This is a genomic window from Mesorhizobium sp. P171375 (genome assembly GCF_057786075.1).
Window position 1 is genome coordinate 100957 of sequence record NZ_JBYNWF010000001.1, and the last position, 23892, is coordinate 124848.

General features: G+C 63.9%; 26 protein-coding genes and 1 riboswitch. Of the genes, 13 read left to right on the forward strand and 13 right to left on the reverse strand.

Going from position 1 to position 23892, the window contains the following annotated elements; all coding sequences use genetic code 11:
- Positions 1–31: 31 nt before the first annotated feature.
- Positions 32–403, forward strand: a complete 372-nt coding sequence (locus ACYHH6_RS00485) for a glyoxalase superfamily protein (RefSeq protein ID WP_352585408.1) — start codon at positions 32–34, stop codon at positions 401–403.
- A gap of 22 nt (positions 404–425) precedes the next feature.
- Here ACYHH6_RS00485 and ACYHH6_RS00490 read toward each other — a convergent pair whose 3' ends face one another.
- Positions 426–1289, reverse strand: coding sequence for a LysR substrate-binding domain-containing protein (locus ACYHH6_RS00490; protein ID WP_352585406.1), 864 nt, complete (start codon positions 1287–1289; stop codon positions 426–428).
- Positions 1290–1576: 287 nt separating this feature from the next.
- On the opposite strand from ACYHH6_RS00490, the gene ACYHH6_RS00495 reads away from it, so the two are divergent.
- The gene (locus tag ACYHH6_RS00495) at positions 1577–2527 is read left to right on the forward strand and encodes a DMT family transporter (RefSeq protein WP_352585405.1); all 951 of its coding nucleotides are present in this window, start codon (positions 1577–1579) and stop codon (positions 2525–2527) included.
- Between the two features lie 6 nt (positions 2528–2533).
- On the opposite strand, the gene ACYHH6_RS00500 is transcribed toward ACYHH6_RS00495, so the two are convergent.
- From ACYHH6_RS00500 to ACYHH6_RS00510, 3 genes are all read right to left on the reverse strand, one after another.
- Positions 2534–2905, reverse strand: a complete 372-nt coding sequence (locus ACYHH6_RS00500; protein WP_352585404.1) for a response regulator — start codon at positions 2903–2905, stop codon at positions 2534–2536.
- Positions 2906–2969: 64 nt separating this feature from the next.
- A complete protein-coding gene (gene hpt, locus ACYHH6_RS00505; protein ID WP_192258290.1) occupies positions 2970–3512 on the reverse strand; it encodes a hypoxanthine phosphoribosyltransferase in 543 nt (180 codons plus the stop codon).
- Positions 3513–3538: 26 nt separating this feature from the next.
- A complete protein-coding gene (locus ACYHH6_RS00510) occupies positions 3539–4177 on the reverse strand; it encodes a hypothetical protein (RefSeq protein WP_352585402.1) in 639 nt (212 codons plus the stop codon).
- 180 nt (positions 4178–4357) lie between these two features.
- Between ACYHH6_RS00510 and ftsE the strand changes: the two genes are divergently transcribed.
- From ftsE to ACYHH6_RS00525, 3 genes are all read left to right on the forward strand, one after another.
- Positions 4358–5017: a cell division ATP-binding protein FtsE gene (gene ftsE / locus ACYHH6_RS00515; protein WP_352585401.1), complete on the forward strand. Its 660-nt coding sequence runs from the start codon at positions 4358–4360 to the stop codon at positions 5015–5017.
- Positions 5010–5999 carry a cell division protein FtsX gene (locus ACYHH6_RS00520; protein ID WP_352585400.1) on the forward strand — a complete coding sequence of 330 codons (990 nt, stop codon included), beginning with the start codon at positions 5010–5012 and terminating at the stop codon, positions 5997–5999. The genes ftsE and ACYHH6_RS00520 overlap by 8 nt, the downstream gene beginning before the upstream one ends.
- 134 nt (positions 6000–6133) lie before the next feature.
- Positions 6134–6859, forward strand: a complete 726-nt coding sequence (locus tag ACYHH6_RS00525) for a YdcF family protein (protein WP_352585398.1) — start codon at positions 6134–6136, stop codon at positions 6857–6859.
- A 5-nt stretch (positions 6860–6864) separates the two neighbouring features.
- Here the strand turns inward: ACYHH6_RS00525 and ACYHH6_RS00530 are convergent, their stop codons facing one another.
- A complete protein-coding gene (locus tag ACYHH6_RS00530; protein ID WP_352585397.1) occupies positions 6865–7497 on the reverse strand; it encodes a pyridoxamine 5'-phosphate oxidase family protein in 633 nt (210 codons plus the stop codon).
- A gap of 115 nt (positions 7498–7612) precedes the next feature.
- Between ACYHH6_RS00530 and ACYHH6_RS00535 the strand changes: the two genes are divergently transcribed.
- Positions 7613–8518, forward strand: a complete 906-nt coding sequence (locus ACYHH6_RS00535) for a LysR family transcriptional regulator (RefSeq protein ID WP_352585395.1) — start codon at positions 7613–7615, stop codon at positions 8516–8518.
- A gap of 89 nt (positions 8519–8607) precedes the next feature.
- Positions 8608–9408, forward strand: coding sequence for a lysophospholipid acyltransferase family protein (locus ACYHH6_RS00540; protein ID WP_352585393.1), 801 nt, complete (start codon positions 8608–8610; stop codon positions 9406–9408).
- 18 nt (positions 9409–9426) lie between these two features.
- Here ACYHH6_RS00540 and ACYHH6_RS00545 read toward each other — a convergent pair whose 3' ends face one another.
- From ACYHH6_RS00545 to ACYHH6_RS00555, 3 genes are all read right to left on the reverse strand, one after another.
- Positions 9427–10047, reverse strand: coding sequence for a LysE family translocator (locus ACYHH6_RS00545; RefSeq protein WP_352585391.1), 621 nt, complete (start codon positions 10045–10047; stop codon positions 9427–9429).
- 97 nt (positions 10048–10144) lie between these two features.
- Positions 10145–11092, reverse strand: coding sequence for an aldo/keto reductase (locus ACYHH6_RS00550; RefSeq protein ID WP_352585389.1), 948 nt, complete (start codon positions 11090–11092; stop codon positions 10145–10147).
- A gap of 119 nt (positions 11093–11211) precedes the next feature.
- Positions 11212–11733, reverse strand: a complete 522-nt coding sequence (locus tag ACYHH6_RS00555) for a gamma-glutamylcyclotransferase (protein WP_352585387.1) — start codon at positions 11731–11733, stop codon at positions 11212–11214.
- Positions 11734–11855: 122 nt separating this feature from the next.
- Between ACYHH6_RS00555 and ACYHH6_RS00560 the strand changes: the two genes are divergently transcribed.
- Both ACYHH6_RS00560 and ACYHH6_RS00565 read left to right on the forward strand, forming a co-directional pair.
- Positions 11856–12854 carry a DUF2125 domain-containing protein gene (locus ACYHH6_RS00560; protein WP_352585385.1) on the forward strand — a complete coding sequence of 333 codons (999 nt, stop codon included), beginning with the start codon at positions 11856–11858 and terminating at the stop codon, positions 12852–12854.
- A 61-nt stretch (positions 12855–12915) separates the two neighbouring features.
- The gene (locus tag ACYHH6_RS00565; RefSeq protein WP_352585383.1) at positions 12916–13839 is read left to right on the forward strand and encodes a sugar kinase; all 924 of its coding nucleotides are present in this window, start codon (positions 12916–12918) and stop codon (positions 13837–13839) included.
- Between the two features lie 8 nt (positions 13840–13847).
- On the opposite strand, the gene ACYHH6_RS00570 is transcribed toward ACYHH6_RS00565, so the two are convergent.
- Both ACYHH6_RS00570 and hisC read right to left on the reverse strand, forming a co-directional pair.
- Complete coding sequence (locus tag ACYHH6_RS00570) at positions 13848–14783, reverse strand: prephenate/arogenate dehydrogenase family protein (protein WP_352585382.1); 936 nt, start codon at positions 14781–14783, stop codon at positions 13848–13850.
- Between the two features lie 4 nt (positions 14784–14787).
- A complete protein-coding gene (gene hisC, locus ACYHH6_RS00575; RefSeq protein ID WP_435053286.1) occupies positions 14788–15906 on the reverse strand; it encodes a histidinol-phosphate transaminase in 1119 nt (372 codons plus the stop codon).
- A 119-nt stretch (positions 15907–16025) separates the two neighbouring features.
- A riboswitch (SAM riboswitch) is annotated at positions 16026–16103 on the forward strand.
- Between the two features lie 60 nt (positions 16104–16163).
- On the opposite strand from hisC, the gene metX reads away from it, so the two are divergent.
- From metX to ACYHH6_RS00590, 3 genes are all read left to right on the forward strand, one after another.
- Complete coding sequence (gene metX, locus ACYHH6_RS00580) at positions 16164–17333, forward strand: homoserine O-acetyltransferase MetX (protein ID WP_192258304.1); 1170 nt, start codon at positions 16164–16166, stop codon at positions 17331–17333.
- A gap of 58 nt (positions 17334–17391) precedes the next feature.
- Entirely contained in the window at positions 17392–18006 is a 615-nt protein-coding gene (metW, locus tag ACYHH6_RS00585) for a methionine biosynthesis protein MetW (protein ID WP_112562220.1), read from the forward strand.
- Between the two features lie 331 nt (positions 18007–18337).
- Positions 18338–19273: a glycosyltransferase family 2 protein gene (locus ACYHH6_RS00590; RefSeq protein WP_352557659.1), complete on the forward strand. Its 936-nt coding sequence runs from the start codon at positions 18338–18340 to the stop codon at positions 19271–19273.
- A 28-nt stretch (positions 19274–19301) separates the two neighbouring features.
- On the opposite strand, the gene ACYHH6_RS00595 is transcribed toward ACYHH6_RS00590, so the two are convergent.
- The 3 genes from ACYHH6_RS00595 to ACYHH6_RS00605 all read right to left on the reverse strand — a co-directional run bounded on the left by ACYHH6_RS00595 (position 19302) and on the right by ACYHH6_RS00605 (position 23012).
- On the reverse strand, positions 19302–20102 hold the full coding sequence (locus ACYHH6_RS00595; protein WP_352585378.1) for a DUF1194 domain-containing protein: 801 nt from the start codon (positions 20100–20102) through the stop codon (positions 19302–19304).
- Between the two features lie 166 nt (positions 20103–20268).
- Complete coding sequence (locus ACYHH6_RS00600) at positions 20269–22092, reverse strand: ABC transporter ATP-binding protein/permease (RefSeq protein WP_352585377.1); 1824 nt, start codon at positions 22090–22092, stop codon at positions 20269–20271.
- Positions 22093–22229: 137 nt separating this feature from the next.
- Complete coding sequence (locus ACYHH6_RS00605) at positions 22230–23012, reverse strand: class I SAM-dependent methyltransferase (RefSeq protein ID WP_352585829.1); 783 nt, start codon at positions 23010–23012, stop codon at positions 22230–22232.
- Positions 23013–23121: 109 nt separating this feature from the next.
- Here ACYHH6_RS00605 and gloB point away from each other — a divergent pair, with 109 nt between their 5' ends.
- Positions 23122–23889: a hydroxyacylglutathione hydrolase gene (gene gloB, locus ACYHH6_RS00610; protein WP_192258309.1), complete on the forward strand. Its 768-nt coding sequence runs from the start codon at positions 23122–23124 to the stop codon at positions 23887–23889.
- Positions 23890–23892: the final 3 nt, after the last annotated feature.

Genomic DNA, 23892 nt, shown 5'->3' on the forward strand with positions numbered 1-23892 from the left:
AACATCCGTCGAACTGAATGGTATCAGCGCCATGCCGAAACTCGGTGCCGCAACGCCCATCCTGCGCATCTTCGACATCGCCAAGGCGCGCGAATTCTACCTCGACTTCCTCGGCTTCGAAGTCGAGTTCGAACATCGCTTCGACGACAATGCGCCGCTCTACATGGGTGTAATCCGCGACGGCTGCGTGCTGCATCTGAGCGAACATCACGGCGACGGCGCGCCGGGCGTGGCCATGCGCATCAAGGTCGAGGATATCGCCGCGCTGCACCGCGAACTGATCGGCAAGAAATACCGCTACGCCCGGCCGGGTCTCGAAACAACGCCGTGGCAGACCCGCGAAGTGACGGTCGGTGATCCCTTCGGCAACCGCCTGCATTTCTACGAGGATGCGGCAGGCTAGGCAGTTTCCTGGAAGGAGCTGTCTAATCGGACCTGTTGACGAATGCGTCGCGGATCGCTTCCTGCATGCCGTCGATCGCCTCGCCTGACGCGTTCGGGTTGCGATGCATCACCACATTCGAGGAGTCGATGTGGCCGAACCCGTCGGCGGCAGTGAGCTCGCGACAGCCATCGGGAATGTTGCTGTGCGAGATCGGCGCGATCGCCAGGCCAGAGGTGACGGCGAGCTTCAGGCCGCCGGTGGTGTCGCTGGTATAGGCGACTCGGTAGGCCAGGCCGCGCTGTTCCAGCGATTTGATGGCGAAGTCCTTGCACCAGCCGGCCCGGTTGTAGAGCGCGATCGGCACCGGCCGCTCCTCATGCATGTGATGCAGGCTCGATGTCACCCACACCGTCGGATCGTGCATCAGCACCTCGCCGCCGCCGGGATCCTGCCATTCGAAGACCACGGCGAGGTCGAGCTCGCCGGCAGCCAGCGCCGCCAGCTGCGCGCCCGAATGCGCATAGCGCACCGTGACCTCAACCTTGGTGTGGCGCTTGGAGAAGGCGCTGAGTGCTCGCGACAGGATGGCGTGGCCATATTCCTCTGGAATGCCGATCCGAACCGGCCCGCCGAGAGGTGCCGCCGCCATCGACGCCGCCGTCTCGTCGAGCAGCGAGACGATGCGGCGGGCATTGACGATCAGCTCGCCGCCACGGCGCGTCAGCGCTACGCCGCGCGAGCCGCGTTCGAACAGGCTGTCGCCGACCAGCTCCTCGAGCTTCTTCATCTGCATCGACACCGCCGACTGGGTGCGGCCGGCCTGCTCCGCCGCCCGGGTGAAATTGCCGGCTTCGGCAATGGCGACGAAGGTGCGCAGAAGATCGCTGTCGAGGGTTGGTCGCATCGAATCCGTCATAAGCAAATTTGATCGCTGGTATCATTCCAATTCGTTTGCAACATGTCAAACGCCGGACGATAGTCAGCTTACCCATTGGATATGCGGCCGCGAAATCGGTTGCGGACCAATCGAAGAGTCCTCACTCATACCCGCTGCCCGAAACGGTGGCGGGTTCTTTTTACCCCGCAGCCAGGCGGCTGCGGGCACTTCAGAATCAAATGGAAGAGCATGATGTCGTCCGAAAACCGCTTCACACTTTTCGGCATCATGCTCTAGGGGCCGGCAGCAACGACATGCGCAACCGGATCGTTCTCGGCATCATCAGCCTGTGCCTTGGCGTGCTGGTGTTCTCGCTCCAGGACCCGCTCGTCAAGGCGGTATCGGGCGGCTATCCCGTCACCGAGGTGATGTGGATCCGCTCGATCGTCGCCTTGCCGATCCTGATCGTTCTCGCCCAAGCCGATGTCGGCCTGCGGGCCATCGCCTCGAAGCGGTTTGGCCTGCTGACGATCCGCGCCTTCATCCAGTTCAGCTCCTATACGGTCTATTATCTGGCAATCGCCGCCTTGCCGCTCGCCGACGCGGTGGCGCTCTACTTCATGGCGCCGCTGTTCATCATGGCGATGGCCGGACCCTATCTCGGCGAACGCGTGTCCTGGCAGACGCTCGCCACCGTGCTGATCGGCATGCTGGGCGTGGTCGTGATGCTGCGCCCGGGCGCCGGCCTGTTCGACTGGGCGGCCTTCTTGTCGCTGGGTTCTGCGCTGCTCTACGGCTTTTCGCAGCTGATGGCGCGCAAGATCGGCGACACCGAATCCTCCACCGTCATGGCGTTCTACCAGAACGGCGCCTACCTCGTCGGCGCTGCCCTTGTTGCCGGCACATTCTGGCTTGCAGGCATAACCCACGCGGTCCATCCAAGCCTCGAATTCCTGGTGCGGCCATGGGTTTGGCCGACGACACCGGATTTCCTCAAGATGGCGGCCTGCGGTTTCGTCGCCTCGGCCGGGATGATCCTTCTGTCGCAGGCCTACCGGCTGGCGCCGGCCAACCGCGTGGCCACCTTCGAATACACGGGGATCATCTGGTCGCCGCTGTGGGGCTTTCTGTTCTTCAACGAGGTGCCGCGCTCGACCACCGCCATCGGTGCGGCGCTGATCATCGGCGCCGGCCTGCTGGCGCTCAACACCGAACGGCGCAGGAGCGTGGCGCCTGCCCTTGCTGCAAGCCAGGATGCGGCTTGAATAGCGTCAGGCAAAGCAGGCCAGCGCCTGTTCGACGCGGGAACGGATTTCGGCCAGCGTGAAAGGCTTTTGCACGACATCGATAATGATGCCGTTCAACTCCTCGGCGCGCTCGCGCTGGTCGGCATAGCCGGTCATCAGCAGGATCTTCATCGCCGGGAAAAGCCTGGCCGCCGCGATCGCCATCTCGATGCCGTCCATCTCCGGCATGCGGATATCGGAGACGACGAGGTCGTAACCGCCGCCCGCCGCGCTGATCATCGCCAGCCCCTGCGCGCCATTGGCGGCAATGTCGATTGAATGCCCGGCGCGTTCGAGCGCGCGGGCAGCGAGGGTACGGACGGACTCATCGTCCTCGACGATCAGAAGCTTTGCCATGGGCCGGAATTTGGCGGGCAAAAGTTGACTTTTTCTGAAAATTTGAAACGTCGAAGGCCTTTTCTCAAGCGTCGCCTTTGACGACACCGACGAATGGCAATTCCCGGAAAGCGTGGGCGACGTCCATGCCGTAACCGACGACGAAATAATCGGGACAGTCGAAGCCGACATAATCGGCGTTGAGCTCGGTCTGGCGACGCATGCGCTTATCGAGCAGCACCGCGATGGCGCAGCTTTTGGCGCCGCGCGACAGCATCAGATTGCGGGTGAAGGAGAGCGTCTTGCCGGATTCGAGAATATCATCGATCAACAGCACGTCGCGGCCGGCGACCTCATTGTCGATGTCGCGCAGCACCCTCACCTCGCCGCTGGTGGTGCCAGCGCCATAGCTGGAGATGAAGATGAACTCGACCTCCGGCGACAGCCCGACATCGTGCATGGCGCGAATGAGATCCGCGGCAAAGATGAAGGAGCCCTTCAACACCGAAATCACCAGCAGGTCGTGATAGTCGCGCTCGGCGATCTCCTTGGCGAGTTCCAGATTGCGCCGCGCGATCGCGGACGCCGAAAACAGGACTTCGATGTCCTTGCCGCGCACAACTGGCATCAATAACCTTTCCGAGAGATCGTCGCCTAACCGGCGAAAGTGACCGAGACGGCCTTTACACCGTTTCTAGGCACGTCGAGACGGCTGGAAAAGCCGAATCTTTCGCCAGGCGCCAGCGAACGGCTGGATGTCCCCAACGTATAGCGCGTAATGCGGCTGTCATTGCCGGTGACGCGGATTTCCAGCGGCGGCAATGGTCCCGCCTTCACACCGTCATTCACGGCCTCGCCATCGACGAACAGCACCGGGGTGGACCCGGAAGCGTCGACATGCGAGGTGACGCCGGCAATGCTGAGTACGGCGCCCGCCGGCTGCTCAACCGCAAAGAACGGCGTCTGGCGCACCAAAGCGTGGCCGCCCGAGACCCAGAAAGCGGCGAGCGCCGCACCGACCCCGGCGATCCAGAAGATCGGCCCGCCTCGCGACGCCGGCGGCCGCTCGGTTTCGGCTTCCGGCTTGCGCAGCATCTCCATGCCTTCGATCGACGGTGTGGCCATGTTGCGCGCAGGCGGCCGGATGGCGTCCGCCCTGGAGACACTGCGTGGCAGCACCTCATAATCGGCATCGACGATATCGGTCGCCATAGGACGCAATTCCGGCGCGACACTTGTCCCGGTCATGATTTCGCCGGAAACCGGGCGCGCGGTTCGTTGCTCAGCCATCATGGCCCCGCTGTTCGCTCTTCGTTTCTTTTAGGTAAATGGAAATGGTTAACGCTTCCCCACCGGAACCCTTGTGACGTATTCAGAAACAACGAAAATTAACCGACGGTTAACCATGGCGGCCGATGGTCGTTGGACAGAAAGGGCTGGCACGCCGCCGCCACACATTTCAGGTCGTCGCACGTGATCCGCTTCGAAAATGTCGGCCTCCGCTATGGCATGGGTCCGGAAATCCTCTGCGACATCTCCCTGCACATTCCGGAGAGCTCCTTCCAGTTCCTGAGCGGGCCGTCCGGCGCCGGCAAGACGACGCTGCTGCGCCTTCTGTTCATGTCGCTGAAGCCGACGCGCGGGCTGATCACCATCTTCGGCAAGGACCGCTCGCGCATCTCGCGCGCCGAACTACCGCATCTCAGGCGCCGCATCGGCGTGGTGTTCCAGGATTTCCGCCTGCTCGACCACATGACCACCTATGAGAATGTCGCCCTGCCGCTGCGCGTGCGCGGCCGCGAGGAAGCGAGTTACCGCACCGACGTCACCGAACTTTTGAAATGGGTTGGTCTCGGCGAGCGCATGCATGTGCTGCCGCCGGTCCTCTCGGGCGGCGAAAAGCAGCGCGCCGCCATCGCCCGCGCGCTGATCGAACAGCCCGAGATCCTGCTCGCCGACGAGCCGACCGGCAATGTCGACCCGCCGCTGGCGCGCCGTTTGCTCAGGCTGTTCATCGAACTCAACCGTCTCGGCACTGCGGTGGTGATCGCCACCCACGATCTCGGCCTGATGGAGCAGGTCGACGCGCGCCGCATGATCCTGGCCGGCGGAAGGCTGGATATCTATGACTGAACTATCCGCCGAACAGCTGCATGAAGCGGCCGCAGAGCAGGCCGCTACGCCTCAGCGCGTCCAGCGCCGCATGGCGCCGATCGTGCCGGCGCAGAACATTGCCGGCCGCGCTCTGGTGCTGGTCATCGCCATCATGACCTTTCTGTCTTGCCTGACCTTCGGCGCCGTCACACTCGTGCGCGATACCGCCTCGGTCTGGGAGAACCAGATCTCGCGCGAGGCGACGATCCAGATCAAGCCTGTCGACGGCCTCGACATGGAGGCAGCCCTTGCCCAGGCTTCGCAGATCGCCGGTGAGTTCCCCGGCGTGAAAGCGACCAGGATCATCGACCGCGATGCGACGGCCCGCCTGTTGGAGCCGTGGCTGGGCTCGGGGCTGAACATCGACGAACTGCCGGTGCCGCGGCTGATCATCGTCACCATCGACGAGACCAGCCCGCCAGACTTTGCCGCCATCCGCGCAGCGATCACGCCCAAACTGCCCAGCGCATCGCTCGACGATCACCGCACCTGGGTCGACCGGCTGGTCGCCATGGCCCGCACCACCGTCACCATCGGCATCGCCGTGCTGGTGCTGATGTTGTCGGCGACAGTGCTGACGGTGGTGTTCGCCACTCGGGGCGCCATGGCCGGCAATGGCCATATCATCGAGGTGCTGCACTTCGTCGGCGCCGAGGCGCGCTTCATCGCGCGCGAATTCCGCTGGCATTTCCTGGTCACCGGCATGAAGGGCGCTGCCGCCGGCGGCGCCGCCGCGATCCTCGTTTTCATCGTCTTTTCCTGGTGGTCGTCGCGCAACATGGCAACGCCGCAGGCCGACCAGGCCGCCGCTTTGTTCGGCAATTTCGCCATCGGATCGGCCGGCTATCTCGGTGTCGGCCTGATGGTGCTGGTGATCGGCGGGCTGACGGCGGCGACCTCGCACGCCACCGTCGTCGCCTATCTCAGCGACATCGATGTCCGTCAGCCGGATGCGGGCTGAGCAATGACGGCAGGAGCGAAAAACAGTTCGGGGGCCAGGGACAGGAATAACGGAGCGATCACGGATCGAAAACCGACGTAACGCAATGTGCGCTTTTTTCCTTATCAAAGCGGCATTTCAGGATTAACCATAGGATGATGGACGCGCGGAACTCGACCGGGACGGCTGGACAGATGCCAGTGGTGGGTGCGCGTTCACGTGTGCGCACCGGCCCGGGTCGTTTGCGGACGGTGCTGCGTCTTGCCTCCCTCTGTCTGCTGCTGCTGGTGGCGCTGTTTGCCGGCGGCTTCGGCTGGTTCGCCAGCAAGGTCAGCCACATGACCACCCCGGCCGATCCGGCAAAGGCCGATGCGATCATCGTCTTGACCGGCGGTCAGGCGCGCCTCGACGCCGCACTCGACCTGCTTGCCTCCGGCAAGGGCGAGAGGTTGCTGATCTCAGGCGTTCATCCCTCCGCCAGCCGCCGCCAGCTACAGGCTGCGACCGGCAGTGACAAGGAGCTGTTTTCCTGCTGCGTCGACATCGACCGCGCCGCGCTCGACACGATCGGCAATGCCCAGGAGAGCGCCAAATGGGTGGAGAGCCACGCCTATGGAAGCGTCATTCTCGTCACCAACAATTATCACATGCCGCGCAGCCTGCTGGAGATGAGCCGTCTGCTGCACGGCGCCAAGCTTGAGCCCTATCCGGTGGTCAACACCAACCTCGACAATGGCGACTGGCTGACCAAGCCGGAAGCACTGCGCGTGCTTCTGACCGAATACAGCAAATACCTGCTGGCGCTGGCGCGCGGCATCGTCCCGGTCCGCCAGACCGCCGACAGCGTCGCGCTGGCCGAGGTTTCGACCGCAAAGGACTGAGTCGATTACCCCTTGGCCGCGCCGTCCGAGGTACCGCGCAGCCGCGCAATCTCCTGTTCGAGCTGCTCAATCCGCTTGTCGCGTTCGGCAAGTGCGGCCGCCACGTCGGCGGCCTCGAAACGCTGCGGAATGTGTTGCGGGCAATTGGCATCCCAGGCCGAGACGGTGAACAGGATGACCTGCTCGGGGCGAGCCTTGTAATCCTGCGGCATCAGCTTTGCCAAAAGCTCGGCATCGTCCTCGACAACGCGCGCCGTGCCCCAGATCTTGACGCGCTGCCGATGCGCATAGTCGATGAGGAACAGGAATGCCTGGTTGTTGTCGGCAAGATTGCCCTGGGTGATGAACTGCCTGTTCCCCGAGAAATCGGCAAAGCCGATGGTCTTTTCGTCCAGCACCTTGAGGAAGCCGGCAGGCCCGCCGCGATGCTGGATATAGGGCTGGCCCTCGCCATTGGCCGTCGACAGGAAGACGCTGGTCTGCGCCGCGATGAAGTCGGCGAGGTCCGGCGTGATATGGGCGCGCCATCCGCCGCGCTCCTCGGCGCTGGCATAACCGTTGCGCGACCCCTTGCGGGTCTGGATCGCCTTGACCGTCGGCGTGAAGGCGACGTCGCTGGTGAAGGTATGCGCGTTCATGAAAGCCTCCTGGAGGCCAAATCTCTGGCCATTGTGTACTCCGATATAGTGGCTTCCATCTTTCGGATGTAGATGGCATGTTCGCAACCTTTCCTTCCATTTTCTGGAAGCAATGATGGATCGCTTCGACGCCATGTCGCTGTTCGTCGCCGCGGTGGAGGCTGGCAGCCTTTCCGCCGCCGGCCGCCGCTTCGGAATTCCGCTGGCGACGGTCAGCCGCAAGGTCTCCGACCTTGAAAAGCATCTGCAGACGCGACTGCTGAACCGTTCGACCCGGCAGCTGACGCTGACCGATGCCGGCCAGGCCTATCTCGCCGCCTGCCGTCGTATCCTGGGCGAGGTCGACGAGGCCGAGCGCACCGCCGCCGGCGAATACAGCACGCCGACCGGCGACCTGTTCATCACTGCCCCGATCGTCTTTGGCCGCCTGCACGTGCTGCCTGTCGTCACCGAGTTCCTCGCGGCCTACAGCCAAGTCAACATCCGCCTGACATTGGCCGACCGGATAACCCAACTGGCCGAGGAGCATCTCGATCTCGCTATCCGCATCGGCGAGCTTGCGCCGTCGAGCCTGGTCGCCATCCGCGTCGGCGCGATCCGCCGCGTGGTGTGCGCCAGTCCCGCCTACATCGCCACGCACGGCATGCCACAGGCCCCGGAAGATCTGGCCGGGCATGAGTGCATCAGTTTCGAGGGGCCCTCCGCTCTCGCCAGCTGGAGCTTTGCCGGCGGCAAGGGCGAACTGATTGTGCCGATCCGCTCGCGGCTGCGCGTCAACACCGCGGAAGCGGCGATCGATGCCGCGATTGCCGGCGCAGGCATGACGCGGGTGCTGTCCTACCAGATCGCGGACGCGGTACGCTCCGGCGTGCTCGTCCCGGTCTTGCGGCCCTTCGAGCCGCAGCCATGGCCGGTCAGCCTCGTCCATGCCGGCCAGGGCCTGCTGCCGGTGAAACTGCGTGCCTTCCTCGATTTCGCCGCACCGCGGCTGAAGCAGCGGCTGCTGCAGGCGATGTGGTGAGCCGAGGCTGGCTGCGGCCTTTGCGGCGTTTCCTTTTTGCCCGCGCTTGGTGTAACCAACGCACACCTCCTCAACGGGCCCTTCCCCGCATGCTCTATATCCGCTCGCTGGCGTTCAACCTCGTCTTCTACGTCAACCTGATCGTCCAGATGATCCTCTGGACCCCGTACTATTTCCTGTCGCCGCGCCACCGTGCCTGGTTCGTGCCGAAATTCTGGTCGCGCACCAGCCTGTGGCTCCACGACAAGATCGCCGGCACCAGGAGCGACATCACCGGTTTGGAAAACCTGCCCGAAGGTTCCTTCATCCTGGCGCCGAAACACCAGTCATTCTGGGATGCCATCGCCTTCTTCCCCCTCCTTCAGGACCCGCTTTACATCCTGAAGCGCGAACTGACCTGGATCCCCTTCTTCGGCTGGTACATCATGAAGATGCGGATGATCCCGGTCGACCGCGGCAGCCGCTCCAAGGCGCTGAAGCAGGTCGTTGCCTCGACCAGACAGGAAATGGCACGCAATCCGCGTCAGCTGATCATCTATCCCGAAGGCACGCGCCGCGCGCCGGGCGACGAGCCGGCCTACAAATACGGCATTGTCGAACTCTACGCGCAGCTCGGCGTTCCGGTGGTGCCGGTTGCCCATGTCGCCGGCCTCTATTGGCCGCGCCGCAAATTCATGCGCTTTCCCGGCACCATCAAGGCCCGCTTCCTGCCGCCGATCCCGCCCGGGCTCGGCAAGGACGAATTCATGGACCGGCTGATCGGCGAGACCGAAGCCGCCTGCGATCAGCTCCTGATCGAAGCTTCCCGCGCGCCGAACCCGCCGCCAATGCCGCCAACGGCGGTCAAGCGACTGGCCGAACTCGCTGCGGCCACGAAGACCCAGGCCTGATCTCGACACGACTCGGACTTACGGCCACGCGGCCAATGCCGTGGTCAGCACCAGTGTTGCGGCGAACACCAGATTGATGATCCGCGACGCCTGTGGCTGGCGCAGGGTGCGGGCGAAGGCCGCGCCAGCCAGAAGCCACAGCACATGGATAGCGACGATCATCAAGGTGAGAACCGCGAGCCTCGCCGGAACGCCGAGAGCATCGGCGCCGGCCGCCGTCGCGGAGCCGGCAAGGACCGCGGCAATCGCCACATAGGCCTTCGGATTGGCGACGGCGAGCAGGAAGCCGCCGAGGAAGGTTGGCAGCACAGCCCTGCTGTCGCGTGCCGCCAGCGGCGGCGCCGTCGCTATTCTGAAGGCGAGATAGAGGATGTAGGCGGCGGAAGCGACCGCCAGCACGGGCGCCACCCCCGGCATCGAGGTGAGGATAGCCGTGATGCCGGTGGCCACCACCAGCAGCACCGCAACCGTGCCGAGAATGATCCCCCAAGCATAGCGGAGCGAATTGCGCAGGCCGAAGCCTGCGCCTATCGCCGTGACGCTGATCGTCGCCGGGCCCGGACTGCCCATGACGACGGTTGCCGCCAGCACCAGCGCCAGCAATTGCTGCCACGACTGGGAAAGAACCTCTGCGGTCATGCGATTCTCCCGCATCTTGCCACGATGCGGGAGAAATATGTCGGGCGGCGCAGGGCGTCTTGGATGTTCGTGCGCGGCAAAGGCTCAGGCTGAGCAGCTAGGCGCTGGCCTTGTCCAGCGCCGCGAGATCCTCCGCGCTGAGCTTCAGCGATGCGGCGCGCACCAGGCTGTCGACCTGATCGAGCGTCGTGGCGCTGGCGATCGGTGCGGTGATGCCGGGCTGCACCATCACCCAGGCGAGCGCCACTTCCGCCTGGCTGGCCGAATGCCGCGCCGACACAGTGTCGAGCGCCGCCAGGATGCGCATGCCGCGCGCATTGAGATAGCCCTTCACGCCACCGCCGCGTTCACTTTTGCCAAGATCGGCCTCGCTTCGGTATTTGCCGCTCAAAAACCCCTTGGCGAGAGCGAAATAGGTGATGACGCCGATATCCTCCGCCACGCACAGATCATGCAGCGGCCCGTCGAAAGACGAGCGATCGTAGAGATTGTATTCCGGCTGCAGCACGGCATAGCGCGGCAGGCCGCGCAGGCTGGCCACATCGAGTGCGGCGCGCAACTGGCCGGCGTCGAGGTTGGAGGCGCCGATATGGCGGACCTTGCCCGCGGCGAGCAGCTTATCGTAAACGCCGAGCGTCTCCTCGTAAGGCGTGGCCGGGTCCGCCCAGTGCGACAGGTAAAGGTCGATCACATCGGTCTGCAGCCGCTTGAGCGATGCGTCGACCGCCCTCTCGATATGGGCGGCCGACAAATCCTTTTTGCCTTGCCCCATATCCGAGCCGACCTTGGTGATGACGACGATCTTGTCGCGGTTGCCGCGGCTTTTCATCCATTTGCCGATGATCGTCTCGGATTCGCCGCCCTTGTTGCCGGGCACCCAGCGCGAATAGGCGTCGGCCGTGTCGATGGCGTTGAGGCCGGCGCCGGCGAACCGGTCGAGCAGGTCGAAGGAGGTCTTCTCGTCGGCGGTCCAGCCGAAGACATTACCGCCCAGAACCAGCGGCGCGATGGAAAGGTCGGTTTGACCGAGACGGCGTTTCTGCAAGATGGGGCTCCGTGATGCTGGCGGCGGCGGGCGAACCCGAATGCTTCGGGCCGCAGCTAAGCTAGGTCTCGCCGCGCCGAGGTCAAAGGCCTCAGCCAATTTTCCGGCGGCCCAGCACTTCACAAAGGCGCGACCCGTTTCGCCACCTCTTCCAGCCAGTGATCGCTGATACCGAGCGCTTCGAGGTGCTCGACCGCGCTCAGCACATAGTCCTCATTGTTTCCGGACTGGCCGATGGCGCCGCGGATGACGTTTGCCGCATGCGCCGCGTCGAGGCCGCCGGCATACTGCTCGTGCTGGCGGTCGACGATATAGGCAAGCGCCGGGACCGTTTCGCCGCCGTCGAGGCGGATGTCGAGCACACGCTCAAGGTAGACGCTGGTCACCAGTTCGCGCTCGCGCAGATAGTCAAGCACCTCATCGCGCAACTCACCGGGCACGCGAAACGCCAGCCCGATGCAGGAGCCGCCACGGTCGAGGCCAAGCACCAGGCCCGGCCGCTCGCGCGTGCCGCGATGCACGAAGGAATAGACGCAGAGCGACCGGCGGTAGCCGTAAAGGCGGGCGCGCCGGGTCTCGACATGCGCGAATCCCGGCCGCCAGATCAGCGAGCCGTAGCCAAAAACCCAAAAATCGCCCATATCGCCAAGCCTGATTGCACGAGAGTGACGCCGCCGCATCGGAATCGGTGCTCTTCTGTCTTTTTGCTTGTTGCGTAAACCACAGTCCACCCGCAACACGCCGCGTTAATGAAAGCCGCAGCATGACGTCAAGTGACGAACGCCCGTCGAAGTTTCGCCGCCGGCTGTTCTGGCTCGCCGCTTTGGCCGTTATGCTGTTCGGCGCCTACAGCGCGGTTTGGTTCTATGTTGCCGGCCGCGTCAGAAGCGAAGCCGACAAGGCGGTGGCGCAGCTGAATATCAAAGGCATCGAGGCCGGCTGCGCCAATCTCACCGTCAGCGGCTATCCCCTGAGCTTCGCCATTTCCTGTGATACGCTGGCTTACGAGGACGACGCCAGGAACGTCGCTGCCTCGACCGGTAGCTTCAACTTTCTGGCCGAACTCATCCGCCCGCTATCGCCCGCCGCCGAGTTGCGCGGACCGCTGCGCACATCGATGCCCGGGATGACCCCGCTCTGGATCGACTGGGACAATCTACAGGCCGGTGCAAAGCTGTCCTGGCCCTTGCCGCGCAGCATTTCGCTGCAGGCCGAAGGCCTGTCCGGCCAGACCGACCCGGCTGATGACACCGACCCGGTTTCGCTGTTCAGCGCCGGAACTGCGGCGGGAGAACTGCGGCCCGACGGCCAGGACATCGGTTATGTCGGAAACTTCACCGATCTTGAGATCGATCCAGACGCGATCGGCGGGCGCGTGCTGCCGCCACTCGACGGCAGCGGTGACGCGACGCTGAAAAACGGCGTGGCGCTGATGAAGACCGAGGCAAAGAGCGTGCGCGGCCAGACCGCCGACATCCACAAGCTCGATCTGTCGTCGGGAACCGCGCGCATCACCGTCTCCGGCCCGGTGTCGGTCGACGCCAATGGCCTGGTCAACGCCGACCTGACGATCAAGCTCAAGGATCCCAAGGCCGTGGCGGCAATCCTCGCCACCGCCATCCCCGAGCAGAAGAGCCAGATCGAACAAGGCTTTGCCGGCTTGGCTTTGCTCGGCAACGAGCCGTCGATGCCGCTCAAGGTGGTGAAGGGCAAGGCCTCGCTCGGCTTCATTCCTCTGGGCAAGATCAAGCCGCTCGATTAGAGCATGATCCCAAAGGCGGGAACCGCTTTGGGGGAGGATCCATGCTTAGCCAAGCCAACGCATGAACCGGCCAGTAAAACTGCTTAGTGTCGGCGCGCTGACGCTGGACACCATCCTGCGCCTCGAAACCCTGCCCACGCACCAAGGCAAGTTCATCGCTTCGGACGGCGTCCAGATCGCTGCGGGCATGGCGACAAGTGCGGCCTGCGCCGCACGCCGTCTCGGCGCCGAGGTGTTCCTGTGGGCAAGTGCGGGTGACGATGTCATCGGCGACCAGCTGCTGGCCGGCATCGAGGCCGAGGGCGTCGATTGCAGTTTTGTCCGCCGCGTTCAAGGTGCGCGTTCGGCGCTGGCCTCGATCCTCGTCGACGCCCATGGCGAGCGCGTTATCGTGCCTTTCTACGACCCGAAGGCGCAGGCTGATCCCGAGACGCTGCCCGTCACAGACCTTGCCGCATTTGACGCCGTTCTCGTCGATGTGCGCTGGCCGGGCGCTGCCGCCCTTGCCCTGACCGCCGCGCGCGACGCCGGCAGGCCGGCGATCCTCGATGCCGACACAGCGCCACTCGAAGTGCTGGAGCTTCTGTTGCCGCTGGCGTCGCACATCGTCGCTTCGGAGACAGCGGCGCGCATTGTCTGCGGCCACGCCCTAGATCCGGAGACCGCCTGCGCCGATCTCGCCAGCCGCACCGATGCCTTCGTCGCGGTGACCGGCGGAGCGGCGGGAAGCTGGTGGCATGACCGGTCCTCAGGCTGCGTTCGCCACATCGCGGCGCCGAAGGTCAAGGCCGTCGACACGCTGGCCGCTGGCGACATCTTCCACGGCGCCTTTGCCGTTGGGCTCGCCGAAGCCATGCCTGTCGAGCAGGCCTTGCGCTTTGCCAGTGCGGCCGCCGCGCTCAAATGCCAGCGCTTCGGCGGCCGGCTGGGCGCGCCGGACCGGGCCGAGACAATGGCCATGGTCGCGGCGACCTGGCCTGCCTGAAACGGATTTTAGCTCTTGGCGGGGTGTTCCACCGCTTGGCGACCAAAATCCGGCACGTCGATATCCTGGCCGGCCTCGATGATCGAGCGGCGCACGGCACGGGTGCGGGTGAATAGGTCGAACAGCTTATCGCCGTCACCCCAGCGGATCGCCCGCTGCAGAAAGGCCAGATCCTCCGAGAAGCGTGCCAGCATTTCCAGGATGGCATCCTTGTTGTGCAGGCATACGTCCCGCCACATAGTCGGGTCCGAAGCCGCGAGACGGGTGAAGTCGCGGAAACCCGAGGCCGAATATTTGATGACTTCGGTCTTGGTCACCGATTCCAGGTCGTCGGCCGTGCCGACGATGTTGTAGGCGATGATGTGCGGCAGATGCGAGACGATCGCCAGCGTCATGTCGTGATGCTGCGGGTCCATTGTGTCGATGTTGGAGCCGCAGCGCCGCCAGAATTGCGACAGCTTCTCCAGCGCGGCCGGATCGGTATCGGGCAGCGGCGTAAAGATGCACCAGCGGTTCTCAAACAGCTCGGCGAAGCCGGCATCCGGGCCGGACTTTTCCGTACCCGCCAGCGGATGTCCCGGGATGAAATGCACGCCGTCCGGCACATAGGGCTGCATCTGTGCAATCACCGAGGCCTTGGTCGAGCCGACATCGGTGAGGATGGCGCCCATTTTCAGCGCCGGCGCGATCTCTTGCGCCACCTCGCCCGACGATCCCACCGGCACCGAGACGATGATGAGGTCGGCATCGCGAACCGCTTCTTCTGCGTCCGTGGTGTAGGACTCACCGAGACCGAGCTCCTTCGCACGCGCCAGCGTGGTCGGGCTGCGCGTCGCGATGGCGACATGGGCGGCCAGGCCTTCGCGGCGGATGACGCGGGCCAGCGACGAGCCGATCAGGCCGATGCCGACCAGCGCGATCTTTTCAAACATCGGTGATGTCATTGTTTCAGCTTTTCAGGAATGTCGTGAGGGCATCGATGACGCCACGATTGGCTTCTTCCGTGCCGACGCTCATGCGCAGCGCGTTGGGAAACCCGTAGCCGGTAACGCGGCGCAAGATATAGCCGCGCTGGGTGAGGTACTCGTCCGCCGCCTCTGCCGAATGCTTCTTGTCATTGGGGAAGTGGATGAGCACGAAATTGCCGACACTCGGTGTCACCCTGAGCCCTAGCTTCGTCAGCTCGTCATTCAGCCAGGTAAGCCAGGTCTCGTTGTGCAACGAACTGCGCTCGACATGGGCGCGGTCGCGGATGGCGGCAATGCCCGCCTCGATCGCCGTCGCGTTGACATTGAAAGGGCCGCGGATCCGGTTGATGGCATCGACAATGTGAAGGGGACCGTACATCCATCCGATGCGCGCACCGCCAAGGCCGAGCTTGGAGAAGGTGCGGGTCATGACAACGTTCTGCGCGCTGCCGGCCAGCTCGATGCCGGCCTCATAGTCGTTGCGCCGGACATATTCGGCGTAGGCCGCGTCGAGCACCAGAAGCACGTTGCCAGGCAAGGCGGCATGCAGGCGACGGACCTCCTGGAACGGCAAATAGGTGCCGGTCGGATTGTTGGGATTGGCAAGGAAGATGATTTTGGTCCGCGGCGTCACCGCGGCGAGGATCGCGTCGACATCGGCGCGCTCGTCGGTCTCCTTGACCGTCACCGGTGTCCCGCCGGCCGACTGGATGTAGATCTTGTAGATCATGAAGGCGTGTTCGGTGATGATGGCCTCATCGCCGGGCGCCAGATAGGTCTGCGCCAGCAGGCCGAGGATCTCGTCAGAACCGTTGGAGCAGATGATGTTCGCCGGGTTCAGGCCATGCACTTCGGCGATCGCCTCGCGCAGCCGACGGGCGGTGCCATCGGGATAGACATCAAGCTTGGCAGCGACCTCCCGCGCGGCCTCGATTGCTTTCGGTGACGGGCCGAGCGGGTTCTCGTTCGACGACAATTTATGGACCTTGGCGACGCCGGCCGGCGCCGTGCTCTTGCCCGGCACATAGGCGTCGATGTCCATGATGCCCGCGCGGGGCGTCGGCCGTGCCTTGTCCGTTGTCTTGTTCATGTCGCAAATCCGTCGAGAATGCCTCCGTCCGGAGGCCGCAGCGGAAATACAAGCCGTGGCTCCGAATGTCGAGAGGCCCGGGCAATAGCTGGCCGTTGACGCCGGGCCGCCCGAGTTCTAGAAGAACGGAACAGTTCCGTGGTGATTTGGCCGGTCGGCTTGCAGCCACGTTAAACAACTCGCTAAAGGGCCGTTTGCGTGACGTAACCGGCTTTGCGATCGCATTGCCGGTTTTTTATTGCCTGACGGCGGGCAAGGAGAGTCACATGACCGCGCTCCGCGCCGCAAAAACCAACAATGAGGCCGACAACCCGTCGAGCCCGGTGTTGCGTTTTGGCCCTGACAAGCCGCTCAAGCTCGACGCCGGCACGCTATTGTCGCCGTTCCAGATCGCCTACCAGACCTACGGCACGCTGAACGACGCCCGCTCCAACGCCATTCTGGTCTGCCACGCGCTGACCGGCGACCAGCACGTCGCCAACACCAATCCGGTGACCGGCAAGCCTGGCTGGTGGGAAGTGCTGATCGGCCCCGGCAAGATCATCGACACCAACCGCTTCTTCGTCATCTGCTCCAACGTCATCGGCGGCTGTCTCGGCTCGACCGGTCCGGCCTCGACGAATCCCGCCACCGGCAAGCCCTACGGGCTCGACCTGCCGATCATCACCATCCGCGACATGGTGCGGGCGCAGCTGATGCTGGTCGACCATTTCGGCATCGAGAAGCTGTTTTGCGTGCTCGGCGGGTCGATGGGCGGCATGCAGGTGCTGGAATGGGCGTCGTGCTATTCCGAGCGCGTCTTCTCGGCGCTGCCGATCGCCACCGGCGCGCGCCATTCCTCGCAGAACATAGCCTTCCACGAGGTCGGTCGCCAGGCCGTCATGGCCGACCCGGACTGGCATGGCGGCAAATATTTCGAGCACGGCAAGCGCCCGGAAAAGGGGCTGGCGGTGGCGCGCATGGCCGCCCACATCACCTATCTGTCGGAAGCGGCACTGCACCGCAAGTTCGGCCGCAATCTGCAGGATCGCGAAGCGCTGACCTTCGGTTTCGACGCCGACTTTCAGATCGAGAGCTATCTGCGCCATCAGGGCATGACCTTCGTCGACCGCTTCGACGCCAATTCCTATCTCTACATGACCCGTTCGATGGACTATTTCGACCTCGCCGCCGACCATGGCGGCCGGCTCGCCGATGCCTTTGCCGGCACAAAGACGCGCTTTTGCCTGGTCTCCTTCACTTCGGACTGGCTGTTCCCGACCGAGGAGAGCCGCTCGATCGTGCATGCGCTGAACGCAGCCGGCGCGTCCGTCTCCTTCGTCGAGATCGACACCGATCGCGGCCACGATGCCTTCCTGCTCGACGAACCGGAACTGTTCGCCGCCATCAATGGCTTCATCGGCTCGGCGGCCCGCGCCAGGGGGCTCCGCGCATGACCCCGAAAAGTTGCAGACTTTTCGCACCGGGATCATGCGCCATCCGAGGGGCGAAGCCATGAGTGTCAACCGCGCCCAGCGCGTCGACCTCGAAGTCGTTGCCGGCCTCATTCCGCCGCTCTCGCGGGTGCTCGACGTCGGCTCCGGCGACGGCCTGCTGCTCGAACTCCTGCAGGAGACCAAGCAGGTCGACGGCCGCGGGCTGGAACTGTCGCAGCGCGGCGTCAATGAATGCGTGGCGCGCGGCCTCTCGGTCATCCAGGGCGATGCCGACACCGACCTCGAATTCTATCCCGATAAGGGTTTCGATTTCGTCGTCCTGTCGCAGACCCTGCAGGCGACCCGCAACCCGAAGCTGGTGCTCGACGAACTGCTCAGAATCGGCAACCGCGCCATCGTCTCGTTCCCCAATTTCGGCCATTGGCGGGTGCGGCTGTCGCTGTTCTTCAAGGGACGGATGCCGGTGACCGAGGACCTGCCCTATTCCTGGTACGACACGCCCAACATCCATTTCTGCACCATCCGCGACTTCGTCAACCTGGTCGAGGAGCTCGGCGCCTCGGTCGAGAAAGCGACTGCGCTGGACGGCAACGGCCAGAAGATCGGCCTGTCGATGCCATGGTGGTTCTGGAATTTCTTCGGCCAGCAGGCGGTGTTCTTGCTGAAGCGATAGTGTCTCCTATCCCAGCACGTCCGTGGCCTTGTGCGGGTGCCTGACACCGTCGGCGATGACCACATCGGCGTAGGCGGTCATGGCTGAACTCCCTGTTCGATCGAAGCGCAATAACCGGCTCCGTTGGCGCAATCTGCGGAAATGACGGCCATCGGTCGATTACGTCAGGGGTAATCGGCCAGCCTACGGGCGTCCTGGCTCAACAGTTTGTGATGACATTGCCGCCGGTTTTTTGTAGCGTCGAATCGAATGCCATCCCGAGGTAAGGCTTGGAAGGCGAACCCATCAAAGCATCCGGCCTCCAGGGAATTCGGGGCATAATCGAAGCAGCATGTCCAAGACAACCGACCTCGCTCCGCTGATCTCGGTGATCACGCCGACGCACAATCGCCGCAGCAAGGTGGTGCGCGCCGTCGAGAGCGTGCTGGCGCAGAATTTTGCCCGGTTCGAGCACATCGTCGTCGATGACGGCTCGACCGACGGCACGGCCGCGGCACTCGCCGAAATCCGCGATCCACGGCTGATCTATGTCGGCTCGAAATGGCGTGGCGCCAATGCCGCCCGCAATGCCGGCATCGAGCGGGCGCGGGCGCCGGTGGTCACATTCCTCGATTCCGACGACGTCTATTTGCCGGACCGGCTGGTGCGGACGCTGGAGCAGTTCGACAACAATCCCTCGCTCGAAGTGCTGATTAGTTCCTTCGTGTCGCTGAAGGGCAATCGCCGCACCAATTGCGTCAACCGCGAGGCTCTCCTGAGCCGCGACTCGCTGGAACGAGCCCTTGTCGCGCAGACCATCTTCATTGCCGGGTCGGCAATCACCGCCCGGCGCGAGTCGCTTTTGGCCATCGGCGGCTACGACAGCGACGTCACGCGCATGCAGGATCGCGAATTGTTGCTGCGCTTTGCCCGGCGCAGCGGCGCGCAATTGTCCGAAGTGATCGACTGGAAAAAGTACAATTCGGAGAATTCCATCTCCGGACAGCGCGATGGCTATGTCGAAGCCTATGCCAGTTTGATCGACAAGCACCCCTATATCGCCGACCGCTATCCCCACATTCCGCCCTACATGATCGCCCGGCAGCTCATCGCCGACGCGCTCAAGGGCAGGGTTTCGCAGGCGTTCTCCGGCTATCTGGCCAACCGGTCGTCGAAGGCACTCGGCTATTCGCTGCCGCAACTGTTTCGCGGCTATGTCGGCGGCCGGCGCTGGCGCCGCGATCTCTACACCGAATTTCGCGACAAATACGGTGCGCGGCCGGCCTAGAGCTTCCCTCGGGAACTATTTCTAGGCCTCATTTGTCGAGTTCCGGGAAATAAGGGTCGGAATAAAGCCGCCGGTCGCGTTCACCCTGCAGGCAGTCCATGGGCGCTGCCGCGTCGATCGTGACCACGGTCGCATCGGCAATGCCGCTCACCTCCAGGATAAGCTTGCGGCGTATGGCGGTGGCGAATTCAGACGCTGCGTAGATCGGCAGCACGAAGGAGCCGGGCCCACCGGTGACGCAATCGTCATAATACTGGTCGAGATGGCTGAAGGTCGGTGACGGGCTGATCAGGATCGGCAGACCATTGATGACGATGCCCTTGGCCACCGCGGCATCGCGTGTGGTGGCGACCGGCAGCCCAGTGTTGTTGGGGCCGTCGCCGGAGATGTCGATCACGCTGCGTGGTGCGTCGAAGCCGGTGCTGTCGAAAAGCCCGGCGCCGAAGGCAAGCGCGCCGGAAATCGAGGTGCCGCGAAAGCTGCGGAACGGCCGCGCGGCTATTTTGTCGGCGAAGGCGTCGGCGCTTTCTGCGCTGTCGATGACCTGCCAGGCGATGACGCCATCCTCGCGCACGACGCCCGCCCATTCGAAATAGGCAAGCGCGATGCGGCCGGTCGTGCCCGAGCGCACAGCCTTGATGAAGTCGGGATGCCTGAGCGCCTCGACATAGCCGGCACGCTGCAGCGCGAACTCCCTCTCGTCCATCGACTGCGAGATATCGACGGCCAGCACCAGTTCGACATCCACGGCAACGGCATTGGCCGGGGCAGCCACGGGCGTGACCGGAGTGCAGGCAAGGCAGGCTAGCAGGCTGAGCGCATCGAGCATGGCCGCACCACGGATGTTTCGATCCGCGAATCTTCGCCGCGATCGCGGCGAAATAAAGCCTAATGCATGTCGCTCAAAAGTGGCCCCGGTTTTGAGAGAACGACATGCATGAAACAAAGACCTAAAGCGCGTCGCGTGAATCCGTTCAAATGCGTCGCGCTTTAGGCTACTCTTTTCGCGGGCGAGCCCCTCTCGGCGGCGGGTCGATGGCGCCGGCCCTGACGCGAGCGGGCTTCAGCGCCGGCGCACCGGAATCCTTCACGATCGTCAGGCCGCGCGGAAAGAACTGAGTGTTGTGCTGGCCGCGCCCGATATTGATGATCGCGGCTCCCTTCAGGTGCTTTTCCAACATCGCCAGCACTCGCCTCAGCGAGGGTCCGTCAAACGCATCCATCGCTTCGTCGATGATCACCCATTTCGGCTGCCGCAACGCGAGCCTGGCCACGCCCAGTAGGCGCTGTTCGTCATCGGCCAACTCATGGTCCCAGCGCCCCACGCGGTCGAGCGACGATGACAGCCGTTCAAGACCAACCTCGGCCAGCACGGCCGAAATGTCGGCATCGTTAGCGGGCGCATGCCCGTTCGCATGATTGAGCACCTCTCGCAACGTGCCGGCCGGCAAATATGGGACACGCGGCACGAAGATGAGGGTTTCTCCAGCCGGTAGGCCGATCCGCCCCCTGCCCCATGGCCACAGGCCGGCAATGGCGCGGAAGAACAGCGTCTTGCCGGCGCCGGGCTCGCCGGTGATCATGACGCGCTCGCCGGGATGGATTTCGACGTGGCTGTCGGCAAGCTTGGTGCAGCCCTCGGGCGAGGCCACCTGGAGCTTTTCGAACGTCAGGCTGCCATTGGCGTTGTCGCCGAATTCAATGCGCTTTTCCTTGTCGTGCAGCACATCGGTTTCATCGAGCGCGATGCGGAAGTCGGCAACGCGCATCAGCGTCGCGCGCCAGTCGGCGATGCCGCCGATGTTGTTGATGAACCAGCGCAGCGACGAATGCACCTGGTTGAAGGCACCAACCGCCATCATCAGCCCGCCAAAGCTGATATCGCCCGAGAAATAGACCGGCGACGCCACCAGGATCGGCGCCACCACGGTGATCCAGCCATAGGTATCGGTCACCCAGGACAGGTTGATCTGCGCGGTGTAGATGCGCCGCATGGCGCCCAGCACCGTGCCGAGGTCGAGTTCGAGCCGTCGCTTGGCGTCGGCTTCGCCATGGTAGAGCGCAATGGCGTCGACATTCTCGTTGACCCGCACCATCGAGGAGCGCAACTCGGCTTCGCGCGTGTAGCGGTCGCTGTTGAGGCGGATCAGCGGCCGCCCGACCAGCCAGCTCAACCATGAGGCGATGCCGGCATAGAGGAACGCTGCCCAGACCATGTAGCCCGGTATCGCCAGCGACCAGCCGTTGATGTGGAAGACGAAGCCCGACGAGAGTTGCCAAAGCACACCGACGAAGGACACCAGCAGGATGAAGGATTGCAGCAGGCCGACGCCGAGATCCGTCGACAGATCGGATAGATGCGCGGCATCCTGCTGCATGCGCTGGTCGGGATTGACGCCGATGGCGCCGGCATTGGCCAGCCGGAAGGCCCGCGCCGGCCGCATCCACTGGTCGATCAGGTCGAGCGTCAGCGCCTCGCGCAGCTTCAGCCGGATCATCTGGTTGAGCCAGGTCTGAGCGATGTTGAGCATCAGCAGCGTGCCGGCGATCATTGCAAAAATCATGAGCTGGTGAAGGAAGGCCGCCATGTCGCGGCGCGCCAGCGCATCGTAGAAGGGCTGGTTCCAGCGGTTGAGCAGAACCTGGCCAATCGACGTCGCGACGATGACGGCCATGATACCGACCGACGTCCACACCAGCCATTTGCGCATCGGCGAGCAGACCAGCGCCCGTTTGATCGTCGCCACCTGGTCGCGCAGACTGCTGGCTTCGACGGTCACCGGCTGGGCTGTGGCGTTCGCGTCCGGTTGATCAGCCATGACCTGAATCCTTGCGTTCAACAGCGGTGCTTAAACCGAATGGAGGGACTTGAAGGCATCCGCAGCTCAAACGGCCTGTGAATGCATCTGCGACAGATAGGTGGGAAAACCCCACGCAACACCAGTTTTAATCGTGATCACGAAGGTGTCACCTGACGCTTGGTCGATGTCACCCCTTCAGCGCGGTGGCCAAGCCTTGTCGCGCCGTGCGGCGACAGCACCGGCACGAAGACGCGGCGCGAGGCGCGCTGGGCGACCGGCACGCCCTGATAGAGCCGCTTCTGCGCCTCGACCACGATGACGCCGGAAAAGATCGGCCAGAACCGCCTGCCGGCGCGCTCCAGCACATTGTGGAAGCGCATCATGAAGCGCCGCGGCGATGGCGGGAAGAACAGCGCGTCGGACCAGGAAGCCGGCGTGAAATTCGCCTCGCGAAGCAATTCGGTGAGCTGGCCGCGCGAGAACGGCCGGCCATTGCCGAACGGCGTGTGCTCGAACCGGGCCCAGACGCCGCGCCGGTTGGGCACGACGATGACGACACGCCCCGCCGGCGACAACACCCGCCAGATCTCGTTCAGCGTCTCGCGCGGGTTTTCGACATGCTCCAGCGAATGCACCAGCAACATGCGGTCGATGCAGGAATCGACCAGCGGCAGTTCCTCGTCGAAGACCAGCGCCGTCGACGTCGGCCCGCTCGCCGGCCAGACCACCGCACCTTGGGTGGCCGGCATGAAGGCAAAGACCCGCTCGGCATCGGTGCCGAACCGCTCCAGCCACGGCAAGGTATAGCCGAGCCCAACCAGCCGCTCATTGGGCACGGCAGCCCATATCGAGGACAGCGCCATGGTGATCGAGCGTTCGGCCAGGCGGCCGAGCGTGGTCGAATAGAAGGAACGGAGATCGACGATATCGGAATGCATGCGCGGGACGGTAGCTGCGATGCCGCTGAAGTTCAACAAAGGTGCCAAGTTCCGGATGACATCGGCGGGCAAGCGCCCTATGTCTGCGGCGACAGATGGAGAGATGAAAATGCCGGTCGAAATCGAACAGTTCATGTGCCGCAGCGACAATTTCGGCGTGTTGGTGCATGACCCCAAGAGCGGCGAGACCGCCATCATCGACGCGCCCGAAGAAGCGCCGATCCTTGCCGCGATCGAGCGTACCGGCTGGAAGCCGACGCTGATCCTGACCACCCACCACCATGTCGACCATGTCGAGGCCAATCTGGCGCTGAAGGAGCGCTTCAAGCTGCGCATCGTCGGACCGGAGGCGGAAAAGGAAAAGATCCCCGGCATCGACGAGACCGTCGGCCAAGGCTCGGTCGTCCATCTCGGCGGTGAGCGGATTGATGTCATCGCCACGCCCGGCCACACGGCGGGCCACGTCTCCTATTACCTGCCGGCCTCGAAAGTGGCGTTCACCGCCGACACGCTGTTCGCGCTCGGCTGCGGCCGGCTGTTCGAATGCAAACCGCCGGTGATGTATGAATCGCTGAAGAAGCTCGCCGCACTGCCGGCCGACACGGTCATCTATTGCGGCCATGAATACACGCTTTCCAATGCCCGCTTCGCGCTGACTGTGGACCCGACCAATTCGGCGCTGAAGGAGCGCGCCGCCAAGATCGAGACACTGCGCGCCGACAACAAGGCGACGCTGCCGACCACGATCGGCGAGGAACTGTCGACCAATCCGTTCCTGCGCTGGCACGACCCGGCGATCCGCAAGCATCTCGGCATGGAAAAGGCCAGCGATGCCGACGTGTTTGCCGAGATCCGCAAGCGCAAAGACAATTTCTGACCA

Coding starts and splice junctions, on each gene's coding strand:
- ACYHH6_RS00570 (WP_352585382.1), bottom strand. CDS start 14,783: ATGACATCACCGATGTTTGAAAAGATCGCGCTGGTCGGCATCGGCCTG.
- ACYHH6_RS00595 (WP_352585378.1), bottom strand. CDS start 20,102: ATGCTCGATGCGCTCAGCCTGCTAGCCTGCCTTGCCTGCACTCCGGTC.
- ACYHH6_RS00545 (WP_352585391.1), bottom strand. CDS start 10,047: ATGACCGCAGAGGTTCTTTCCCAGTCGTGGCAGCAATTGCTGGCGCTG.
- hpt (WP_192258290.1), bottom strand. CDS start 3,512: ATGCCAGTTGTGCGCGGCAAGGACATCGAAGTCCTGTTTTCGGCGTCC.
- ACYHH6_RS00485 (WP_352585408.1), top strand. CDS start 32: ATGCCGAAACTCGGTGCCGCAACGCCCATCCTGCGCATCTTCGACATC.
- ACYHH6_RS00525 (WP_352585398.1), top strand. CDS start 6,134: ATGATGGACGCGCGGAACTCGACCGGGACGGCTGGACAGATGCCAGTG.
- ACYHH6_RS00560 (WP_352585385.1), top strand. CDS start 11,856: ATGACGTCAAGTGACGAACGCCCGTCGAAGTTTCGCCGCCGGCTGTTC.
- metW (WP_112562220.1), top strand. CDS start 17,392: ATGAGTGTCAACCGCGCCCAGCGCGTCGACCTCGAAGTCGTTGCCGGC.
- ACYHH6_RS00555 (WP_352585387.1), bottom strand. CDS start 11,733: ATGGGCGATTTTTGGGTTTTTGGCTACGGCTCGCTGATCTGGCGGCCG.
- ACYHH6_RS00490 (WP_352585406.1), bottom strand. CDS start 1,289: ATGCGACCAACCCTCGACAGCGATCTTCTGCGCACCTTCGTCGCCATT.
- ACYHH6_RS00605 (WP_352585829.1), bottom strand. CDS start 23,012: ATGCATTCCGATATCGTCGATCTCCGTTCCTTCTATTCGACCACGCTC.
- ACYHH6_RS00590 (WP_352557659.1), top strand. CDS start 18,338: ATGTCCAAGACAACCGACCTCGCTCCGCTGATCTCGGTGATCACGCCG.
- gloB (WP_192258309.1), top strand. CDS start 23,122: ATGCCGGTCGAAATCGAACAGTTCATGTGCCGCAGCGACAATTTCGGC.
- ACYHH6_RS00565 (WP_352585383.1), top strand. CDS start 12,916: ATGAACCGGCCAGTAAAACTGCTTAGTGTCGGCGCGCTGACGCTGGAC.
- ACYHH6_RS00600 (WP_352585377.1), bottom strand. CDS start 22,092: ATGGCTGATCAACCGGACGCGAACGCCACAGCCCAGCCGGTGACCGTC.
- metX (WP_192258304.1), top strand. CDS start 16,164: ATGACCGCGCTCCGCGCCGCAAAAACCAACAATGAGGCCGACAACCCG.
- ACYHH6_RS00530 (WP_352585397.1), bottom strand. CDS start 7,497: ATGAACGCGCATACCTTCACCAGCGACGTCGCCTTCACGCCGACGGTC.
- ACYHH6_RS00510 (WP_352585402.1), bottom strand. CDS start 4,177: ATGATGGCTGAGCAACGAACCGCGCGCCCGGTTTCCGGCGAAATCATG.
- ACYHH6_RS00535 (WP_352585395.1), top strand. CDS start 7,613: ATGGATCGCTTCGACGCCATGTCGCTGTTCGTCGCCGCGGTGGAGGCT.
- ACYHH6_RS00540 (WP_352585393.1), top strand. CDS start 8,608: ATGCTCTATATCCGCTCGCTGGCGTTCAACCTCGTCTTCTACGTCAAC.
- ACYHH6_RS00500 (WP_352585404.1), bottom strand. CDS start 2,905: ATGGCAAAGCTTCTGATCGTCGAGGACGATGAGTCCGTCCGTACCCTC.
- ACYHH6_RS00495 (WP_352585405.1), top strand. CDS start 1,577: ATGCGCAACCGGATCGTTCTCGGCATCATCAGCCTGTGCCTTGGCGTG.
- ACYHH6_RS00520 (WP_352585400.1), top strand. CDS start 5,010: ATGACTGAACTATCCGCCGAACAGCTGCATGAAGCGGCCGCAGAGCAG.